This window comes from Pseudomonas sp. Root401, assembly GCF_001425105.1.
Taxonomy (GTDB): Bacteria; Pseudomonadota; Gammaproteobacteria; order Pseudomonadales; family Pseudomonadaceae; genus Aquipseudomonas; species Aquipseudomonas brassicacearum.
This window is the reverse complement of sequence record NZ_LMDO01000008.1, coordinates 122,083-139,891: the sequence shown is the minus strand read 5'-3', so window position 1 is coordinate 139,891 and position 17,809 is coordinate 122,083. Positions and strand designations below refer to the sequence as shown.

Genomic DNA, 17,809 nt, shown 5'->3' with positions numbered 1-17,809 from the left:
CCGACGATTGGGAAGCATCGATTTTTCACCTGACGGTACAGGTACGCAGCGGATATGAGGGCATGCAGATTGCCTTGCCGTCAGAGCCCTTATCGATCCCCATCCCCGCAGATGGGCTGGCCCCGTACCTACTGATGCTGGCGAAAAACGTCTTACCCAAAGCCGTCGCCAAGAGCAAACGGGGCCCGAAGGTGCCCAAATCCAAAGAGTGGCTGGAAGGCAAAGCCGCGAATGCTCATGTGTCGACGGATCGGGTGCTCAAGGCCGCTAAAGCCAAAAGACCTTGAAAGGGCTGGCTGTAAGAGCGGAACCCTAAGTAGCCGTTACCAAAGAAACGGATATACACCCAAAACCCAGCCCTAACCCCTCAAGGACTGTAATACCCCACCGCCACCAGAAAATGCCCGACCTTCTTCAAATAAGCATGCTTGTCCTCGACCTTGCCAGTCACCGGGTTCTTCCAGCGATACTCATACTCCCCCACATCCTGCTTGCCGATCATGGCCAGGATCGGCTCGCCCACCGGCTTGCCATCCGGGTCCTTGACCTTGGCAAAATCGGTATTGATCAAGCGCAAATTAGTGCCATGGCCAACATAGCGCCGGGTATCGAGGTCAACGACAAAGACATACAGGTCATCCTGCAGATAACCGCCCTTGAGGGAATTGACCGCCGTCAGCGTGGCTTTCTCGTTTTTCAGCAGGTCGCTCGAGGCCTTGTCCAGCAACGCCTTGGCCTGTTCGGCGGAAGCCCGTGGCAGGTAGTAGCCGACGGCCAGGATTCGTTCGCCGACGCGCTGGAAATACACATGCTTGCGCTCAACCTTGCCGTCCGCCCAGTTCTGCCAACGGTACTCGGTTTGCTGGATGCCGCTGGCCTCGGGAGTCTTCAAGGCGTCCTTGAAGGCTTTGCGCAGGTCCGGGCCCAGCACTTCGGACACGTCTCGCCCGATCAGAGCCGAGGAAGGCCCGCCGCTGGCGAGCATCACACCCTGGGTATCCACCACGAATACGTAGCGATCCTTGTCGACGAACTCCCCCTGGCGACTGAAGGCGGCAAAGGCTTTGTCGCCGTTGTCGTGGTAATAGGCCAAGGCCTTTTCCAGCAGCGAGCGGGCCGCCTGGCCGTCATCCGGTGTCGCGGCATGAACCGGTGCCAGCCCCAGCACAAGCATTGCGCCCAGCCAGGCCATCCTGTGGAAAAAACCCATATGCGTGCCCCTCGTTCTTGTTGGTGTTTCAAGAGCGTAGACGGCGTGGGGGAGTAGGAGCTGACGAGTGCAACGAGGCTGCGATCTTTTCCCAGACAATTGAGTCTTGAGCGAAAGATCAAAAGATCAAAAGATCAAAAGATCGCAGCCTTCGGCAGCTCCTACAAGGATAGGCGCGGGCCGAACATCAGGGCCACTCAGGCTTATTGCCGAGCGCTAAGTTGCTGCTGCAAGTTCTGGATCTGCGCTTGCAGGGTGTTGATGTTGCGGGTGACCTGGCCGCGGAAGGCGTCGAACTCGGCAGTGTTGCCGCCCTTGTCCTGCTGGCTCTTGAGCACGATCACGTCCTGTTCCAGGCGATCGATGGCCGAGTTGGAGGTAGCTCTTTTCAGGGCAGTGATGTCGGCACCTATGCTCTTGAGCTGAGCATCCAGGGCACCACCCTCGCCTTGGCTTTTCAGCGCGGTAACCTCAGCCACCAGCGTCTTGACCTGGGCTTGGAGCTCCTTGTTGGAAGCTTGCAACTGAGTGTTGGTGTTCTGCTGTTCAGTGGCCTGGGCGATGAGCTGGGCCAGTTCCTTGTCCAGGTCGGCGGACGGACCGAAGGTAGCTTGCTGTTGCTTGTACTGCTCCAGCAGTTTGCTGTCGAATTGCTTGCCCTGATCCTGCAGCTTGCTTTCCAACTGCTTGATCTGCAGTTTCAAGGCCTCACTGTCGCTCATCACGTTGGACTGGCCGGCGACGACCTTGCCGGAAAACTCCTGCAGTCGTCCCGCCGCATCTTCACTGATCCGCGCGAAGCTCTCCTGGGTGGCCACCAGTTGCTGCTCCATCAGGGAAATCTGTTGGAAGCTCCACCAGGCCAGGAAACCGAACGCGCACAGCAGCGCGCCGACCAATGCCCACAGCGGCCCGGTGCTGGGCCCCTTGACCTTGACCGCGGCAACGGGCGCCGGGCGCGCTTGCACGTGAGGCTGGCGGTTGGGTAGGAAATCATCGTCATCGGGAATGTCGGCCCGCATCCGCAAGCTCGGTACATCATCGAAGTCGTCGTTGGCATCGTTACGCATGGGCATGGTTCAACCTTTGGGAAACCGGTGATGGCTTGATGCGGTGAGTATAACCCCCTCGCCCGCCGCACCGATTGACCCCGAACCTGGCACTCGGTTCATGACGGGGCGATCAGCGGGCACTTTGGACCTTCCACCAGGCACAAAATTCATCGAGGGCGGTCCACAGGCTGACCTGCGGTTCGTAATCGAGATAATGCCGGGCCCGGCTGATGTCCAGGGTGAAATTTTTGTTCATGACCTGCATGCCCAGGCGCGACAGCGTCGGTTCGGGGCGGCCCGGCCACAACTTGCAGAAACCTTCATTCAGGGCCGCGACACTATAAGCCAAGCCGTAGGAACGATAACGCCGGACCTGCGGGACTTCCATCTGGCGCATCACATAATTGACCACATCCCACAGCGGAACCGGTGCCCCATTGCTGATGTTATAGGCCTTGCCCAACGCTGAATCGGTCGCCAGCAGACTGCTGAGCAGCGCTTCGTTGAGGTTCTGCACGCTGGTAAAATCCACTTTGTTCAGCCCGTTGCCGACAATCGCCAGGCGCCCCTTGCGCTGCATTTTCAACAGCCGCGGGAAAATGCTCATGTCACCGGCGCCGGTCACGAAACGCGGGCGCAGGGCCAGCACTTCGAGGCCGAACTCCTGGGCGCCGAAGACTTTCTGCTCGGCCAGGTACTTGGTGGCGGCGTAAGGGTGCTTGAAGCGCTTGGGCACTTGTTCTTCGGTCAACCCGAGGTGGTCACGACCGTCGAAGTAGATGGACGGCGAAGACAGATGAACCAGGCGGCGAACCTTTTGCTTGAGGCAAGCCTCGACGACATTTTCCGTGACCTGGACATTGCCCTGGTGGAAATCCTGGTAGCGGCCCCAGAGCCCCACGGAGCCGGCGCAATGCACCACGGCTTCGACATCCAGGCACAAATCCCGGGCCAGCAGCGGGTCGCTCAGATCCCCTTGGACAAACTGTGCACCGCGACGCACCAGGTGTTCCACGCTCTCGGCCCGGCGGCCGTTGACCCGCACATCCAGGCCTTGCTCCAGGGCGAAACGCGCGAAGCGCCCGCCGATGAAGCCGCTCGCGCCGGTGACCAGAATTTTCATGAATGCTCCTAAGAAATGCGGTTACGAGTCTCGCGCTACAACCTGCAAATTATCTGTGCGCCGCTTTTACCAGCAGCTTGACGTCTACTGCGCCTCCCAAGGCACCAGCCACTGCCGGGAGGAGCGGATCAACTGTTCGGTCAACAAGCCGAGCAACTGCCCGCCATTGCGCCAATGATGCCAGTACAGCGGGACATCGATCGGTTTATCTGCCAGCAATTCCACCAGCACGCCGCGCTCCAGCTGTTCGCGCGCCTGCAGCTCCGGCACGAGCCCCCAGCCGAGCCCGATTTCAGCAAGACGAATGAAACCTTCGGACGAGGGGCACAGATGGTGCTCGAAACCGCCCTCCACGCCCACGGACGCGAGGTAGCGGTGCTGCAGGAAATCATCCGGGCCAAACACCAATGCCGGCGTACGGGCCAGTTGATCGGCCCGCACCCCGCCGGGAAAATACCGGGCGATGAACGCCGGGCTGGCCAGCGCCCGGTAGCGCATCGCCCCCAGCAACACGCTGCGGGCGCCCGCCACCGGACGTTCGCTGGCGCAGACACACGCCGCCACTTCACCGGCGCGCATGCGCTTGAGGCCAACGGTCTGGTCCTCCACCACCAGGTCGAGCAACAGGTGATGCTCGGCGCAGAAATCGCCCACGGCCGCCGCCCACCAGGTTGCCAGGCTGTCGGCGTTCAAGGCGATGCGCAAACGCTCCGGCAGGCCCTCTTCATCCAGGGCCGGTACCAGGCTTTGCAGATCGCGCTCAAGCAGGCGCACCTGTTGCACGTGATTGAGCAGTCGTCGGCCGATCTCCGTGGGTGCCGGCGGCGTGGCACGTACCAGCACGGGCTGGCCGACGCGCGCTTCCAGCAGCTTGATCCGTTGGGAAATGGCCGATTGCGACAGACCCAATACCTGGGCCGCGCGCTCGAAACCGGCCTGCTCAACCACGGCAGCCAGGGCAGAAAGCAATTTGTAGTCGAACATCAGTTTTCCTAATGAGCAATCAGCAGGATTGGTTTTTCTTATACAGCTTGCCACCGGAGAATGGCCAGCATTCAGGTATCGATGGGGAGTAAAAATCATGTGGCAAAGTTATGTGAACGGACTGCTGGTGGCCCTCGGGCTGATCATGGCCATCGGCGCGCAGAACGCGTTCGTACTGGCCCAGAGCCTGCGCCGCGAGCATCACTTGCCGGTAGCTGCGCTGTGTATCACCTGCGATGCACTGCTGGTGGCCGCTGGCGTGTTCGGACTGGCAACGCTGCTGGCCCAGAGCCCGATGTTGCTGGCAATTGCCCGCTGGGGTGGCGCGGTTTTCCTGCTCTGGTACGGCAGCCAGGCGTTGCGTCGGGCTTGTTCGAAGCAAAGCCTGCAACAAGGTCAGAACCAGGCCGTGCGCTCGTTGCGGGCAGTGCTGCTCAGCGCCCTGGCGGTGACACTGCTCAACCCTCACGTCTACCTAGACACCGTGCTGTTGATCGGTTCCCTCGGTGCCCAGCAGAGCGTGCCCGGCGCCTATGTCGTGGGCGCCGCCAGTGCCTCGCTGCTGTGGTTCTTCACCCTGGCCTTCGGCGCTGCATGGCTGGCCCCCTGGCTCGCTCGTCCAAGCACCTGGCGGATCCTCGACCTGCTCGTGGCGGCGATGATGTTTACCGTGGCGGTGCAATTGATCGTCAACGGCTGATTATTCCAAACCGCTCTGGAACCTCTATTCCACACAGTTGTTGCGTGGTTATGCCGCACCCCCGGTGCTATGATCCGACTCCTGCGCCGCAAAGAGTACAAACTCCCCGGCGCTAGTCTGGCCGCCCGTGATCGGCCTTGCGCTCACCGCAACTGACCTGATTAGGAGAATCACCATGGCTTTCGAATTGCCGCCGCTGCCCTATCCACACGATGCACTGCAGCCGCACATCTCCAAAGAGACTCTGGAATACCACCACGACAAGCACCACAACACCTATGTCGTGAACCTGAACAACCTGGTGCCTGGCACCGAGTTCGAAGGCAAGACCCTGGAAGAAATCGTCAAGACTTCCTCGGGCGGTATCTTCAACAACGCCGCTCAGGTCTGGAACCACACCTTCTACTGGAACTGCCTGGCGCCAAACGCCGGCGGTCAACCAACCGGCGCACTGGCTGAAGCCATCAACAAGGCCTTCGGTTCGTTCGACAAGTTCAAGGAAGAATTCAGCAAGACGTCCATCGGCACCTTCGGTTCCGGCTGGGGCTGGCTGGTGAAAAAGGCTGACGGTTCCCTGGCCCTGGCCAGCACCATCGGCGCCGGCAACCCGCTGACCAGCGGCGACACCCCGCTGCTGACCTGCGACGTGTGGGAACACGCCTACTACATCGACTACCGTAACGTTCGTCCGAAATACGTCGAAGCGTTCTGGAACCTGGTCAACTGGAAATTCGTCGCCGAGCAGTTCGAAGGCAAAGCCTTCACCGCCTAAGCGTCGATGCCAGACAAGAAAACCCGGCGTCGTGCCGGGTTTTTTTTGCCGGGCAAAAATGACCGTGGGCAAATACCCCGGGTCTGGAACCCCAAGAAAAAATCCCTGGAGGCCTCAAGTTGCGGTCCCTTCCAACCGACACAATGGTCGTAGAGCAATCACTCTGGAAAAAACGTACATCGGTCAGGTTTCAAGCGAAAACCCTTGTGTTTGATTGTCCCTTTGACTGAGATCACAGGATTGCCAATACTCATGGCAACTTGACGCTACCCGCACGGAACAAGGAACCACTCTTTGAAGCTGGAACTCAAGAACAGCTTGTCTGTGAAGTTGCTCCGGGTCGTGCTCCTCTCGGCATTGATCGTTGGCATGGTCTTGAGCTGCGCCCAGATCGTGTACGATGCCTACAAAACCAACCAGGCCGTCGCCAGTGACGCCCAGCGGATCCTCGACATGTTCCGTGATCCTTCGACCCAGGCCGTCTACAGCCTGGACCGGGAGATGGGCATGCAAGTGATCGAGGGCCTGTTCCAGGACGAAGCCGTACGCATGGCTTCCATCGGCCATCCACGCGAAACCATGCTCGCCGAAAAAACCCGGCCCTTGCAGCACTCCGAAAGCCGCTGGCTGACCGACCTGATCCTGGGCAAGGAGCGCACCTTTACCACGCAACTGGTGGGACGCGGCCCCTATAGCGAATATTACGGCGACCTGAGCATTACCCTCGACACCGCCACCTACGGCGAAGGCTTCATTGTCAACTCGGTAATCATTTTCATTTCCGGGATGCTGCGGGCCCTGGCCATGGGCCTGGTGTTATATCTGGTCTATCACTGGCTGCTGACCAAACCGTTGTCCCGGATCATCGAGCACCTGACCGAAATAAACCCTGATCGCCCCAGCGCGCACAAGATCCCGCAGTTGCGCGGTCACGAACAAAACGAGCTGGGCCTGTGGATCAATACGGCCAACCAACTGCTCGAATCCATCGAGCGCAACACACACCTGCGCCACGAAGCGGAAAACAGCCTGCTGCGCATGGCCCAGTACGACTTCCTCACCGGCCTGCCCAACCGCCAGCAGCTGCAACAGCAACTGGACAAGATCCTGGTGGACGCCGGGCGCCTGCAACGCCGGGTGGCGGTGTTGTGTGTGGGGCTGGATGACTTCAAGGGCATCAACGAACAGTTCAGCTATCAGACCGGCGACCAGCTGCTGCTGGCCCTGGCCGATCGACTGCGGGCCCACAGTGGTCGGCTCGGCGCACTGGCACGGCTGGGGGGCGACCAGTTCGCCCTGGTCCAGGCCGACATCGAACAGCCTTACGAGGCCGCCGAACTGGCCCAGAGCATCCTCGATGACCTGGAAGCTCCGTTCGCCATCGACGATCAACAAATCCGCCTGCGGGCCACCATCGGTATCACCCTCTTCCCCGAAGACGGCGACAGCACCGAGAAACTGTTGCAGAAAGCCGAGCAGACCATGACCCTGGCCAAGAGCCGCTCGCGCAATCGCTACCAGTTCTACATCGCCAGCGTCGACAGCGAGATGCGCCGCCGTCGCGAACTGGAGAAAGACTTGCGCGAGGCCCTGGCCCGCGAGCAGTTCACCCTGGTGTACCAGCCGCAGATCAGCTACCGCGACCTGCGAGTGGTGGGCACCGAAGCCCTGATCCGCTGGCACCATCCCGAGCACGGCCTGGTGCCGCCGGATCTGTTCATTCCCCTGGCCGAGCAGAACGGCACCATTATCGCCATCGGTGAATGGGTGCTGGACCAGGCTTGCAGGCAATTGCGCGAATGGCACGACCAGGGCTTCCTCGACCTGCGCATGGCGGTCAACCTGTCGACGGTGCAACTGCACCACGCCGAACTGCCGCGGGTGGTGAACAATCTCCTGCAAATGTACCGGCTCCCGCCGCGCAGCCTGGAGCTGGAGGTTACCGAGACCGGCCTGATGGAGGACATCACCACTGCTGCCCAGCATTTGCTGAGCCTGCGCCGCTCCGGGGCGCTGATTGCCATCGATGACTTCGGGACCGGCTATTCGTCCCTGAGCTACCTCAAGAGCCTGCCGCTGGACAAGATCAAGATCGACAAGAGCTTCGTCCAGGACCTGCTCGACGACGAGGACGATGCAACTATCGTCCGGGCCATCATCCAGTTGGGCAAGAGCCTGGGGATGCAGGTCATTGCCGAAGGCGTCGAGACGGTCGAGCAGGAAGCCTACATCATCGCCGAGGGCTGCCACGAAGGTCAGGGGTATTACTACAGCAAACCGCTGCCGGCACGGGAATTGGGCCTTTACCTGAAGCAGGCCGAGCGCAGCAAGGTTTCCATCATCTAACTCCCCCCGGTACCAAGCCTTTGGAGGAGCTGGCGAAGCCTGCGATCTTTTGATCTTTCGCTTGAGACTCAAGTGTTTGGGGAAAGATCGCAGCCTCGCTTCGCTCCGCAGCGCCTACAGACGCTACCGAAGGCGGCAATCTCCCATCATTAAATAAGAAATATTTACACCTGCAACCCTTTACACATAATGCAAATCTTTCGCATTATGTCGCAGTTTTGCGCACCTCGCGCCTGTCCCGTCCATCATCGAAGCAGGATGTTTGCCATGATTCGTATGCCCCTGGCTACCGCCAGTCTGCTGGCTATCGCTATTTCCCTCGCCGGTTGCGGCGAAGGCAAAGACAAGGCCGCCGCGCCGCAAGCGCCAACGCCTGCCGCCAGCACAGCGGCACCGGTCGCCCCTGCTGCCGCCGGCAAAATCGACGAAGCTGCCGCCAAGGCCGTTGTCGCGCACTATGCCGACATCGTCTATGCCGTCTACAGCGATGCCCAATCCACGGCCAAAACCCTGCAAACCGCCGTCGACGCGTTCCTGGCCAAGCCGAACGCCGAGACCCTGAAGGCCGCTCGGGCTGCCTGGGTCGCCGCCCGTGTGCCTTACCTGCAAAGCGAAGTGTTCCGCTTCGGCAACACCATCATCGACGACTGGGAAGGCCAGGTGAACGCCTGGCCCCTGGACGAGGGCCTGATCGACTACGTCGACAAATCCTATGAGCACGCCTTGGGTAACCCGGGCGCCACCGCCAACATCATCGCCAACACCGAAGTCCAGGTCGGCGAAGACAAGGTCGATGTGAAGGACATCACCCCGGAAAAACTCGCCAGCCTCAATGAGCTGGGCGGTTCCGAGGCCAACGTCGCCACCGGCTACCACGCCATCGAATTCCTGCTGTGGGGCCAGGACCTCAACGGCACCGGCCCTGGCGCGGGTAACCGCCCGGCGTCGGACTACCTGCAAGGCGCTGGCGCCACCGGCGGTCACAACGACCGTCGTCGTGCCTACCTCAAGTCCGTGACCCAATTGCTGGTCAACGACCTGGAAGAGATGGTCGGCAACTGGAAGCCGAACGTGGCCGATAACTATCGCGCCACCCTGGAAGCCGAGCCCGCCGAAAGCGGCCTGCGCAAGATGCTGTTCGGCATGGGCAGCCTGTCCCTGGGTGAACTGGCGGGCGAGCGCATGAAGGTGTCCCTGGAAGCCAACTCGCCAGAAGACGAGCAGGATTGCTTCAGCGACAACACCCACTACTCGCACTTCTACGATGCCAAGGGCGTGCGTAACGTTTACCTGGGCGAATACACCCGTGTAGACGGTACCAAGATGACCGGCGCGAGCCTGTCGTCCCTGGTAGCCAAGGCCGATCCGGCCGCGGACACCGCGCTCAAGGCCGACCTGGCCGACACCGAGGCCAAGATCCAGATCATGGTCGATCACGCCAACAAGGGTGAGCACTACGACCAACTGATCGCCGCCGGCAACACCGCGGGCAACCAGATCGTGCGCGACGCCATCGCCGCACTGGTCAAGCAGACCGGTTCGATCGAACAGGCTGCGGGCAAACTGGGCATCAGCGACTTGAACCCGGACAGCGCTGATCACGAGTTCTGATCAACGTCGGCTGGCTGAAAAGGCGACCTCCGGGTCGCCTTTTTTTGTCTGAATGTCCCGTCACTCAGGAGAAATAGAGCCGAAAACCGTTCTTGTGGCGAAGGGATTTATCCCCGCGCGAGTGCGCAGCGCTCGCCAACAACTGGCGGCGCTGCACAGAATTTTAGGATTGCTTCGCAATCCAACGGGGATAAATCCCCTCGCCACAGATTTCGGTGCTTGCTGGCCCTTGGTGGGTCATCACTGCAACCCCGCAAGCCGCCCTTCGATAAACCGCCGTTCCGGCAATTGCTGCGTCAACTCAAGCGCGCGTCGATACGCCGCTCTCGCCTCGTCCAAGCGTCCCAGTTGACGACAGAATTCCGCCTGCGCCGAGTAGGCCAGGTGATAGTCGAGTAATTCCCCACGCCCCAGGATCGCCTCGACCAGGCGCAAGCCGGCTTCCGGCCCATCGCGCTTGGCCAGGGCAGCGGCGCGGTTGAGTTCTATCACCGGTGACGGCACGGCCCGCAACAGCACATCATAAAGCCCGACGATCTGCGGCCAGTCGGTCTCCTGCGCCGTCGGCGCTTCGGCATGCACCGCCGCAATCGCCGCCTGCAGGCAGTACGGCCCGAACCGGCGGGTCTTCAGCGCGGCTTCCACCAACGCACAGCCCTCGGCGATCATCTCGGCATCCCATAAGGATCGCGCCTGTTCATCCAGCAGGATCAGCTCACCGGTCGATGACGTTCGCGCCGGGCGCCGGGATTCGTGCAGCAGCATCAACGCCAGCAATCCCATGACCTCAGCCTCGGGCAGCAACTCCATCAGCAGGCGCCCGAGGCGGATGGCTTCGCGCGTCAGGTCGTCGCGGGTCAGCTCGGCGCCCATCGAGGCCGAATAACCTTCGTTGAACACCAGATAGATCACCCGCAGCACGCTGTCCAGCCGTTCCGGCAGTTCCGCGCGGGACGGCACCTGGTAGGGGATCCTGGCATCGCGGATCTTCGCCTTGGCCCGCACGATACGCTGGGCAATAGCCGCCGGTGCGGCGAGGAAAGCCCGGGCGATTTGCTCGGTGGTCAGGTCACAGACTTCCCGCAGCGTCAGGGGCACCTGCGCGTCTGCCGCCAGGGCCGGGTGGCAACAGGTGAAAATCAGCCGCAGGCGATCGTCTTCCACGTCTTCGTCACTCCACTGGCCCTGCTCCAGCTCTTCGAGCTGGGCGATCAACATCGGCCGGGACGCGGCGAAACGCGCGCGCCGGCGCAAACTGTCGATGGCTTTGAAACGCCCTGCAGATACCAGCCAGGCCCGCGGGTTGTCCGGCACCCCATCGCGCTGCCAGCGCTCGACCGCAATGAAGAAGGCCTCGTGCAAGGCTTCTTCGGCGAGATCGAAATCCCCCAGCAGGCGAATCAACGTCGCCAGGATCCTCCGCGAGTCTTGCCGATAAACCTGCTCGACCCGCGCCTTGATCGCTTCGACCGACATCAGTCGGGCATGCCTTGGGGGCCCCACCCTTGGATCAGCAAGGCCGGCTCGCTCCGGGCGCGGAAAACCTTCTGACGCGGGACGTCGATCATTCGGCTGATGGATAACGCATAAGGGGCAGCTGCAAGGTTCATGAATGAAGTCCTGTTTGTATTTGTTGTTCAGGGATTCAGTTGGCGTACCGGTCGCACTTCGACGCAGCCGACCCGGGCCGCAGGGATATTGCCGGCGACCTGGATGGCTTCGTTGAGGTCCTTGGCATCGATCAGGTAGAAGCCCGCCAGTTGCTCCTTGGTTTCGGCGAACGGGCCGTCGGTGATCGACAGCTTGCCGCCGCGCATGCGCACCGTGGTGGCGGTCTGCACCGACTCCAGGGCCTCGGCGGCCAGCATCCGCCCACTGCCCTGGATCGATTCGGCATAGGCCATGCACTCGGCGTCCTCCGGGCTGTCGGGCGAGTTGTGCAGTGTGTGTTCGTTGCTATACACCAGGCATAGGTACTTCATGGAAGGCTCCGTGATCGGACTGATCAACTATGGACGGCAGAATGACGCTCAGCAAAAAAACCGACGATCAGGGCTGCAGGTCGAACAGCGCCGTTCCAGCCATCGGATCGAACGGAGCGGACCAATGCTCATGGACGATTCTCCATTGTCCGGCTACACGCTGGTAGCAGGCCGTCACGCGCATCCAGCAGGCCTGTTCCTCGCCTTTTTCGTTTGTGCCACCGCAATAGGCCAGCCAGTGAGCGAAGGCGATGTTCTCGGCCGGGGTAATCTTGACCTGATGGAAGTCGAACTTGTGCGGGCCGGGGCACATCTCCATGCAGGCTTGCCAATGGGCCCGGTAAGCGGTCTTGCCCTTGAATTGCAAGGCCTGGATGGCATCGAACGAGACGATCTCTTCGTCATAGAGTGCCATGACCTTTTCAACGTCCTTGGCCATGACCGCTTGGCGATAGGTGTCGATCAGGGCCTGGATTTCGGTTTCAGTGGCTTGGGTATTCATGGTGATTCTCCGCAGGTTTTTGTTGAAGACACCCTTTGTCGTTTGGAGAAACAGCGAATCGACAACCCAACAAAAATAATTCAAAGAAAAAAAAACGCTAGAATCCCAGCCCTATTCTGCTGGCAGACAATGGACGTTTTTGTGACCGCTCAGCTCGTACCCTACGAAGACCTGACCCCGCTGCAACGCGAACAGGTCACCGCCATCGAAATCCACCCCGAACAGATCAAGTTCGCCGGCGATATCCACGGTGCCCTGCACATGCTGCTATCCAAGCCCGGCCCCGGGGTCAAAGGGTTTGCGCTATTGGCTGAAGGGGTACCGGTGGCCTTCCTGCTACTCAAGCGCCCGCCGGTACTGCCCGCCTGGGCCAATGAACACAGCGCCACCCTGCATGCCCTGCAAGTCGACCACCGGGCCCAGGGCAAAGGTTACGGCAAGGCCTGCCTGCAGGCGCTGCCCGCCGTGGCGCGAGCCGCCTGGCCGGAAATCCGCGGGCTGGAGCTCTCGGTTGACGCCGATAACGACTCGGCCATCGGCCTGTACACCCGGCTGGGCTGGGTCGACAGTGGCGAGGCCTACAAGGGCCGCATCGGTTACGAGCGGCGAATGGGGTTGGCGTTTTGATGGACCTTGACCCATAGACTCAGGATGAATGGATGATGTTGACGTCGATTGAACAGCTGGAAGCTCTTTATGGCCTGCCCCACGAACGGGCCGTGCGCAAACAGATCCCCTTCCTGAACGAGGATTACCAGGCGATGGTCCGGGCCTCGCCCCTGGTGGTCATCGGTTCGGCAGGGCCCGACGGCCTCGATAGCTCGCCACGGGGCGATGTGCCGGGTTTCGTGCAGGTCCTCGACGAGCGCACCCTGGCCTTGCCGGATCGTCCCGGCAACAACCGCATCGACACCCTGCGCAACGTCCTGCACGATCCGCGGGTATCGCTGCTGTTCCTCATTCCCGGGATTGGCGAGACCTTGCGGGTCAACGGTACGGCTCGGATCAGCGCCGAACCCGCGCTGCTGGAACGCTTTGCAGTCAACGGCAAGCCGGCTCGCACGGTGCTGCTGGTGACGGTCGAAGCGGCGTTTTTCCATTGCGCCAAAGCCATCGTGCGCTCAGACCTGTGGAATCCGGCTCGCCATCTCGAGCGCTCGGCCCTGCCCAGCACCGGGGCGATCCACAAGCGCTTGAATGGTGGGCAGTTCGATGCCGAGACTTATGACCGTGAAGCACCTGCGCGGGTGCAGGCCAGCCTGTACTGAAGCAGCGACGATCAGATCGGTTTGAGCGGGACCCAGATCTCCAGGGTGCCTTCGCCGGTCCTGGGGTTGAAGTCCTCGCTGTAGCGCTCGAACTCCGGCAATTGCGCCGCTGTGTGACCGGAACGCGGCAGCCACTCCTTCCAGATGTATTGGAACGTGTCCGGCAGTTGTTTCAACGGCCCCTTATGCTCGAAGACGGCGTAATACCCAGGCTGGATTTCGATCCAGCGGTATTGCTCCGGCAGATCGTCGAGCCGGCTGATTTCCACGCCGGCAATGTATTCGAACCCACCCTTCCCGTCCGGGTTGCAACACACGCCGTAGGTCACTTCATCTTTCTGCCCTGGCACCTTGCCGAGCCAGGGCAGGAACTTTTCCCAGAGCAAAGGGATGTCCTGGGCAGTGTCCTGGGTAAACCGAGCACCAAAGCCGGCGATAAGTTGAAAACGTCCCTGTTCAAATCGTGGTTCGGCTGTGTAATCGCGTTTGTGCTTTTCCATGCGGCAACACTCCAGCAAACGTGAAGTCGGGCTTGGCAGTATAGAAGCCAAACCGTGATTGCCAGGGCCGTTTCGCTTGTCAGATTCCAGGCAAGGCGCTGGTGACGGCCTTTCCGACAAACTCGTTGTAGCCAGAAACAATCACGTACACCGCGAAATAGCAGAAGATCGCAGCGGATGCCCAATAGGAGTAACGCAGCAGTTTATCCCCCAACAATTTGCCGCCCTGGGTCGCCGCCAGGCACAGGGCCGCGCACCACAACAACCCGGCGCAGAGAAAACCACTGAGGAACAGCGCCGAGCTGAGCAAGGTGCCACCACCCGAACGCGCGATCAGTGTGCCGCCCACCGCAGCGAACCAGAGGATGGCACTGGGCGACGACATGGCCAGGAAAATCCCGCGAAAGAACTCCTGGCGCGAGGAGTTGCCCTGCACCTCCCCGGCCTCGGCCAGCACGGCACTGTGATAGATCGCCGAATGGATCATCTTCGCCGCGAAATACAGCAACAGCACCGAGCCACCGAGCCAGAGCACCCAACGCACCGCTTCGTATTGCAGCAGCACGGTCATGCCCGCCAGGGCCAGGACGGCGTAGACCAGGTCACCGACGCAGGTGCCCAGGCCCAGGGCGAACCCCTGGAAGTAACCGCGCTGCATCGCCAGGGTGATCATCGCGATATTGGCCACGCCTATGTCCAGGCACAGGGAGAGACTCAGCAGGAAACCGCTGGAAAATTCCATATTCATTCCGTTCGATTGGGCTACGGCGAATTCAACTGCCCGCAGCCGGCGTTGATGGCTGCGTGGCGAGGTCGACAGTGTCGTCGAAAATAGTTGCGCACGGCTACTGGACAATCCGACATCCGCCCGATTATCTTGCGCCGCAGGCCACCGCAGTGGCCAACGTCGCTCGGACGGTTCCGGGCGCTCACGTATCTCGAGGCAACAATGGCCGAACAAGGTTCGCCGCGCCGCTTTGCGCGCATCGATCGACTCCCCCCGTACGTATTCAATATCACTGCCGAGCTGAAGATGGCTGCGCGTCGGCGCGGCGAAGATATCATCGACTTGAGCATGGGTAACCCCGACGGCGCCACGCCCCCACACATCGTGGAAAAGCTGGTCACCGTCGCCCAGCGGGAAGACACCCACGGTTATTCCACCTCCAAAGGCATCCCGCGCCTGCGCCGCGCCATTTCGCGCTGGTACAAGGATCGCTATGAGGTGGACATCGACCCGGAAACCGAAGCCATCGTCACCATCGGTTCCAAGGAAGGCCTGGCCCACCTGATGCTGGCAACCCTGGACCAGGGCGACACGGTGCTGGTGCCCAACCCCAGCTATCCGATCCACATCTATGGCGCGGTGATCGCCGGCGCCCAGGTGCGTTCGGTGCCGCTGGTGCCGGGCGTGGATTTCTTCGCTGAGCTGGAGCGGGCCATCCGCGGCTCGATTCCCAAGCCGAAGATGATGATCCTCGGCTTTCCCTCCAACCCCACCGCCCAGTGCGTGGAGCTGGACTTCTTCGAACGGGTCATCGCCCTGGCCAAGCAGTACGACGTGCTGGTGATCCACGACCTGGCCTACGCCGACATCGTCTACGACGGCTGGAAAGCCCCATCGATCATGCAGGTACCCGGCGCGAAAGACATCGCGGTGGAGTTCTTCACCCTGTCCAAGAGCTACAACATGGCCGGCTGGCGCATCGGTTTCATGGTGGGCAACCCGGAACTGGTCAACGCCCTGGCGCGGATCAAGAGCTACCACGACTACGGCACTTTCACCCCGCTGCAAGTGGCCGCCATCGCCGCCCTCGAAGGCGACCAGCAATGCGTGCGCGACATCGCCGAGCAGTACCGCCAGCGCCGCAACGTACTGGTCAAGGGCCTGCATGAACTGGGCTGGATGGTGGAAAACCCCAAGGCGTCGATGTACGTCTGGGCCAAGATTCCCGAGGCCTATGCCCACCTGGGCTCACTGGAATTTGCCAAGAAGCTGTTGGCCGAAGCCAAGGTCTGCGTCTCGCCGGGGGTGGGGTTCGGGGAATATGGGGATGATCACGTGCGCTTCGCGCTGATCGAAAACCAGGACCGGATTCGCCAGGCCGTACGTGGGATACGCGGGATGTTCCGGGCGGATGGGTTGATAAACAAACCTGGCGCCTGACTCAGAGCCAACGGTGGGAGTTTGCTCCCACCCGACTCTGTAGGAGCTGGCGAAGCCTGCGATCTTTTGATCTTTCACTCAGGACTCAAATGTCAGAGGAAAAGATCGCAGCCTCGCTTCGCTCGACAGCTCCTACAGTTGGGTATTGCTCTGGTTCAGACCACCAGCGACAGCAGCAGGATAAAGATCAACCCCACCACGGACAGGATGGTTTCCATCGCGGTCCAGGTCTTGAATGTTTCGGCCACGGTCATGTTGAAGTACTGCTTGACCAGCCAGAAGCCTGCGTCGTTGACGTGAGACAGGATCAACGAACCGGCACCGGTCGCCAGCACCAGCAGCTCACGGTTCACACCCGGCATCATCCCCACCACCGGCACTACGATCCCAGCACCAGTAATAGTCGCCACTGTCGCCGAGCCTGTGGCAATGCGGATCACCGCAGCCACCAGCCACGCCAACAGAATTGGCGAGATCTGCGCACTTACCGCCATGTGACCGATCACATCGCCCACGCCGCTGGTCACCAGCATCTGCTTGAAACCACCACCGGCACCAATGATCAGGATAATCGCGGCGGTCGGCGCAAGGCTGGCGTCCAGCCATTTGAGCATCTGGTTGGCACCGATGCCCTGCTTGTAGCCGAAGGTGTAAAGCGACAGCAGCAACGCCAGCAGCAACGCCGAGATTGGGTGGCCGATCATGTCCATCCAGGCGCGGAAGATATTGCCATCGGGCAGCGCTACGTCAGCGAAGGTCTTGAGCAGCATCAGGAATACCGGCGACAGCACGGTGATCAGGGTGATGCTGAAGCTTGGCAGTTCGGCGGAGTCCGTCTCACGGGCCAGTTGATCCACCAGCTCCTGGTTCGGATGGCCGGGGATGTGCTTGGCAATGAACGTACCGAAAATCGGCCCGGCAATAATGGCGGTCGGCAGCGCTACGATCAGGCCATAAAGGATGGTCTTGCCGATGTCGGCGCCAAACACGCCAATCGCCAGCAGCGGCCCCGGGTGCGGCGGCACCAGGCCGTGGACGGCGGAAAGACCGGCCAGCAGCGGGATACCGATCTTGATGATCGACACGCCAGTGCGGCGCGCAACGATGAACACCAGCGGGATCAGCAGCACGAAGCCGATTTCGAAGAACAGCGGGATGCCCACCAGGAAGGCGGCGAACATCATGGCCCACTGCACCTTGTCCTTGCCGAAGGCGCGGATCAGGGTCTGGGCGATCTGATCGGCCCCGCCCGATTCGGCCATCATTTTGCCGAGCATCGTGCCCAGCGCCAGGATGATGCCGACAAAGCCCAGCACGCCACCGAAGCCGTCCTGGAACGCCTTGATGATGGTGCCGGTCGGCATGCCCGACGTCAGGCCGAGGAACGCGGCGGCGATGGTCAGGGCAATGAACGGGTGGAATTTGAACTTGGTGATGAGGATGATGAGTCCGATCACCGTGACCACTGCATCAAGCAGCAGGAACGTCTCGTGGGACATGCCGAACATGGGAGGTGTCTCCTGATTTGTTGTTGTTATTGAAGCAGTTATTGGTTAGCCGTCGGGGTAGCGCTATCTTTCTGACGCAAATTT

At 61.0% G+C, this 17,809-nt stretch carries 17 protein-coding genes and 2 pseudogenes; 8 read left to right on the top strand and 11 right to left on the bottom strand.

From position 1 onward, the window contains the following. Window positions 1–287, top strand: a pseudogene (locus ASC85_RS08275) (IS4 family transposase); the annotation flags it as partial. A gap of 80 nt (window positions 288–367) precedes the next feature. Here the strand turns inward: ASC85_RS08275 and ASC85_RS08270 are convergent. The 4 genes from ASC85_RS08270 to ASC85_RS08255 form a co-directional block, all read right to left on the bottom strand. Beyond that, window positions 368–1,210, bottom strand: a complete 843-nt coding sequence (locus ASC85_RS08270) for a cache domain-containing protein (RefSeq protein ID WP_057448943.1) — start codon at window positions 1,208–1,210, stop codon at window positions 368–370. Window positions 1,211–1,413: 203 nt separating this feature from the next. Continuing rightward, window positions 1,414–2,286, bottom strand: coding sequence for a hypothetical protein (locus ASC85_RS08265; protein ID WP_057448942.1), 873 nt, complete (start codon window positions 2,284–2,286; stop codon window positions 1,414–1,416). A gap of 106 nt (window positions 2,287–2,392) precedes the next feature. Continuing rightward, window positions 2,393–3,385 carry an NAD-dependent epimerase/dehydratase family protein gene (locus ASC85_RS08260; protein ID WP_057448941.1) on the bottom strand — a complete coding sequence of 331 codons (993 nt, stop codon included), beginning with the start codon at window positions 3,383–3,385 and terminating at the stop codon, window positions 2,393–2,395. An 84-nt stretch (window positions 3,386–3,469) separates the two neighbouring features. Next, on the bottom strand, window positions 3,470–4,369 hold the full coding sequence (locus ASC85_RS08255; protein ID WP_057448940.1) for a LysR family transcriptional regulator ArgP: 900 nt from the start codon (window positions 4,367–4,369) through the stop codon (window positions 3,470–3,472). Window positions 4,370–4,466: 97 nt separating this feature from the next. Here ASC85_RS08255 and ASC85_RS08250 point away from each other — a divergent pair, with 97 nt between their 5' ends. The 4 genes from ASC85_RS08250 (at window position 4,467) to ASC85_RS08235 (ending at window position 9,798) form a co-directional block, all read left to right on the top strand. Continuing rightward, entirely contained in the window at window positions 4,467–5,069 is a 603-nt protein-coding gene (locus ASC85_RS08250) for a LysE/ArgO family amino acid transporter (protein ID WP_057448939.1), read from the top strand. 175 nt (window positions 5,070–5,244) lie between these two features. Next, entirely contained in the window at window positions 5,245–5,841 is a 597-nt protein-coding gene (locus ASC85_RS08245; RefSeq protein ID WP_003198616.1) for a superoxide dismutase, read from the top strand. Window positions 5,842–6,135: 294 nt separating this feature from the next. Next, window positions 6,136–8,187 (top strand): putative bifunctional diguanylate cyclase/phosphodiesterase, encoded by a 2,052-nt coding sequence (locus ASC85_RS08240; protein WP_057448938.1) that lies wholly within the window; start codon window positions 6,136–6,138, stop codon window positions 8,185–8,187. Between the two features lie 267 nt (window positions 8,188–8,454). Beyond that, a complete protein-coding gene (locus ASC85_RS08235) occupies window positions 8,455–9,798 on the top strand; it encodes an imelysin family protein (protein ID WP_057448937.1) in 1,344 nt (447 codons plus the stop codon). Window positions 9,799–10,038: 240 nt separating this feature from the next. On the opposite strand, the gene ASC85_RS08230 is transcribed toward ASC85_RS08235, so the two are convergent. From ASC85_RS08230 to ASC85_RS08215, 4 genes and pseudogenes are all read right to left on the bottom strand, one after another. Then, on the bottom strand, window positions 10,039–11,274 hold the full coding sequence (locus ASC85_RS08230; protein ID WP_057448936.1) for an RNA polymerase sigma factor: 1,236 nt from the start codon (window positions 11,272–11,274) through the stop codon (window positions 10,039–10,041). An 8-nt stretch (window positions 11,275–11,282) separates the two neighbouring features. Then, window positions 11,283–11,408, bottom strand: a pseudogene (locus tag ASC85_RS08225) (polyketide cyclase); the annotation flags it as partial. Window positions 11,409–11,435: 27 nt separating this feature from the next. Next, complete coding sequence (locus ASC85_RS08220; RefSeq protein ID WP_003198606.1) at window positions 11,436–11,780, bottom strand: YciI family protein; 345 nt, start codon at window positions 11,778–11,780, stop codon at window positions 11,436–11,438. A 67-nt stretch (window positions 11,781–11,847) separates the two neighbouring features. Continuing rightward, the gene (locus tag ASC85_RS08215) at window positions 11,848–12,282 is read right to left on the bottom strand and encodes a YybH family protein (RefSeq protein ID WP_057448934.1); all 435 of its coding nucleotides are present in this window, start codon (window positions 12,280–12,282) and stop codon (window positions 11,848–11,850) included. Window positions 12,283–12,423: 141 nt separating this feature from the next. On the opposite strand from ASC85_RS08215, the gene ASC85_RS08210 reads away from it, so the two are divergent. Beyond that, complete coding sequence (locus ASC85_RS08210) at window positions 12,424–12,909, top strand: GNAT family N-acetyltransferase (RefSeq protein ID WP_057448948.1); 486 nt, start codon at window positions 12,424–12,426, stop codon at window positions 12,907–12,909. 35 nt (window positions 12,910–12,944) lie between these two features. After that, on the top strand, window positions 12,945–13,550 hold the full coding sequence (locus tag ASC85_RS08205) for a pyridoxamine 5'-phosphate oxidase family protein (RefSeq protein ID WP_057448947.1): 606 nt from the start codon (window positions 12,945–12,947) through the stop codon (window positions 13,548–13,550). An 11-nt stretch (window positions 13,551–13,561) separates the two neighbouring features. Here ASC85_RS08205 and ASC85_RS08200 read toward each other — a convergent pair whose 3' ends face one another. Next, window positions 13,562–14,050, bottom strand: coding sequence for a GyrI-like domain-containing protein (locus tag ASC85_RS08200; RefSeq protein WP_057448933.1), 489 nt, complete (start codon window positions 14,048–14,050; stop codon window positions 13,562–13,564). Window positions 14,051–14,129: 79 nt separating this feature from the next. Continuing rightward, a complete protein-coding gene (locus tag ASC85_RS08195; protein WP_057448932.1) occupies window positions 14,130–14,792 on the bottom strand; it encodes a LysE family translocator in 663 nt (220 codons plus the stop codon). A gap of 207 nt (window positions 14,793–14,999) precedes the next feature. Here ASC85_RS08195 and alaC point away from each other — a divergent pair, with 207 nt between their 5' ends. Then, a complete protein-coding gene (alaC, locus tag ASC85_RS08190) occupies window positions 15,000–16,217 on the top strand; it encodes an alanine transaminase (protein WP_003198594.1) in 1,218 nt (405 codons plus the stop codon). 155 nt (window positions 16,218–16,372) lie between these two features. Here the strand turns inward: alaC and ASC85_RS08185 are convergent, their stop codons facing one another. Then, window positions 16,373–17,725 (bottom strand): GntP family permease, encoded by a 1,353-nt coding sequence (locus ASC85_RS08185; RefSeq protein WP_057448931.1) that lies wholly within the window; start codon window positions 17,723–17,725, stop codon window positions 16,373–16,375. Window positions 17,726–17,809: the final 84 nt, after the last annotated feature.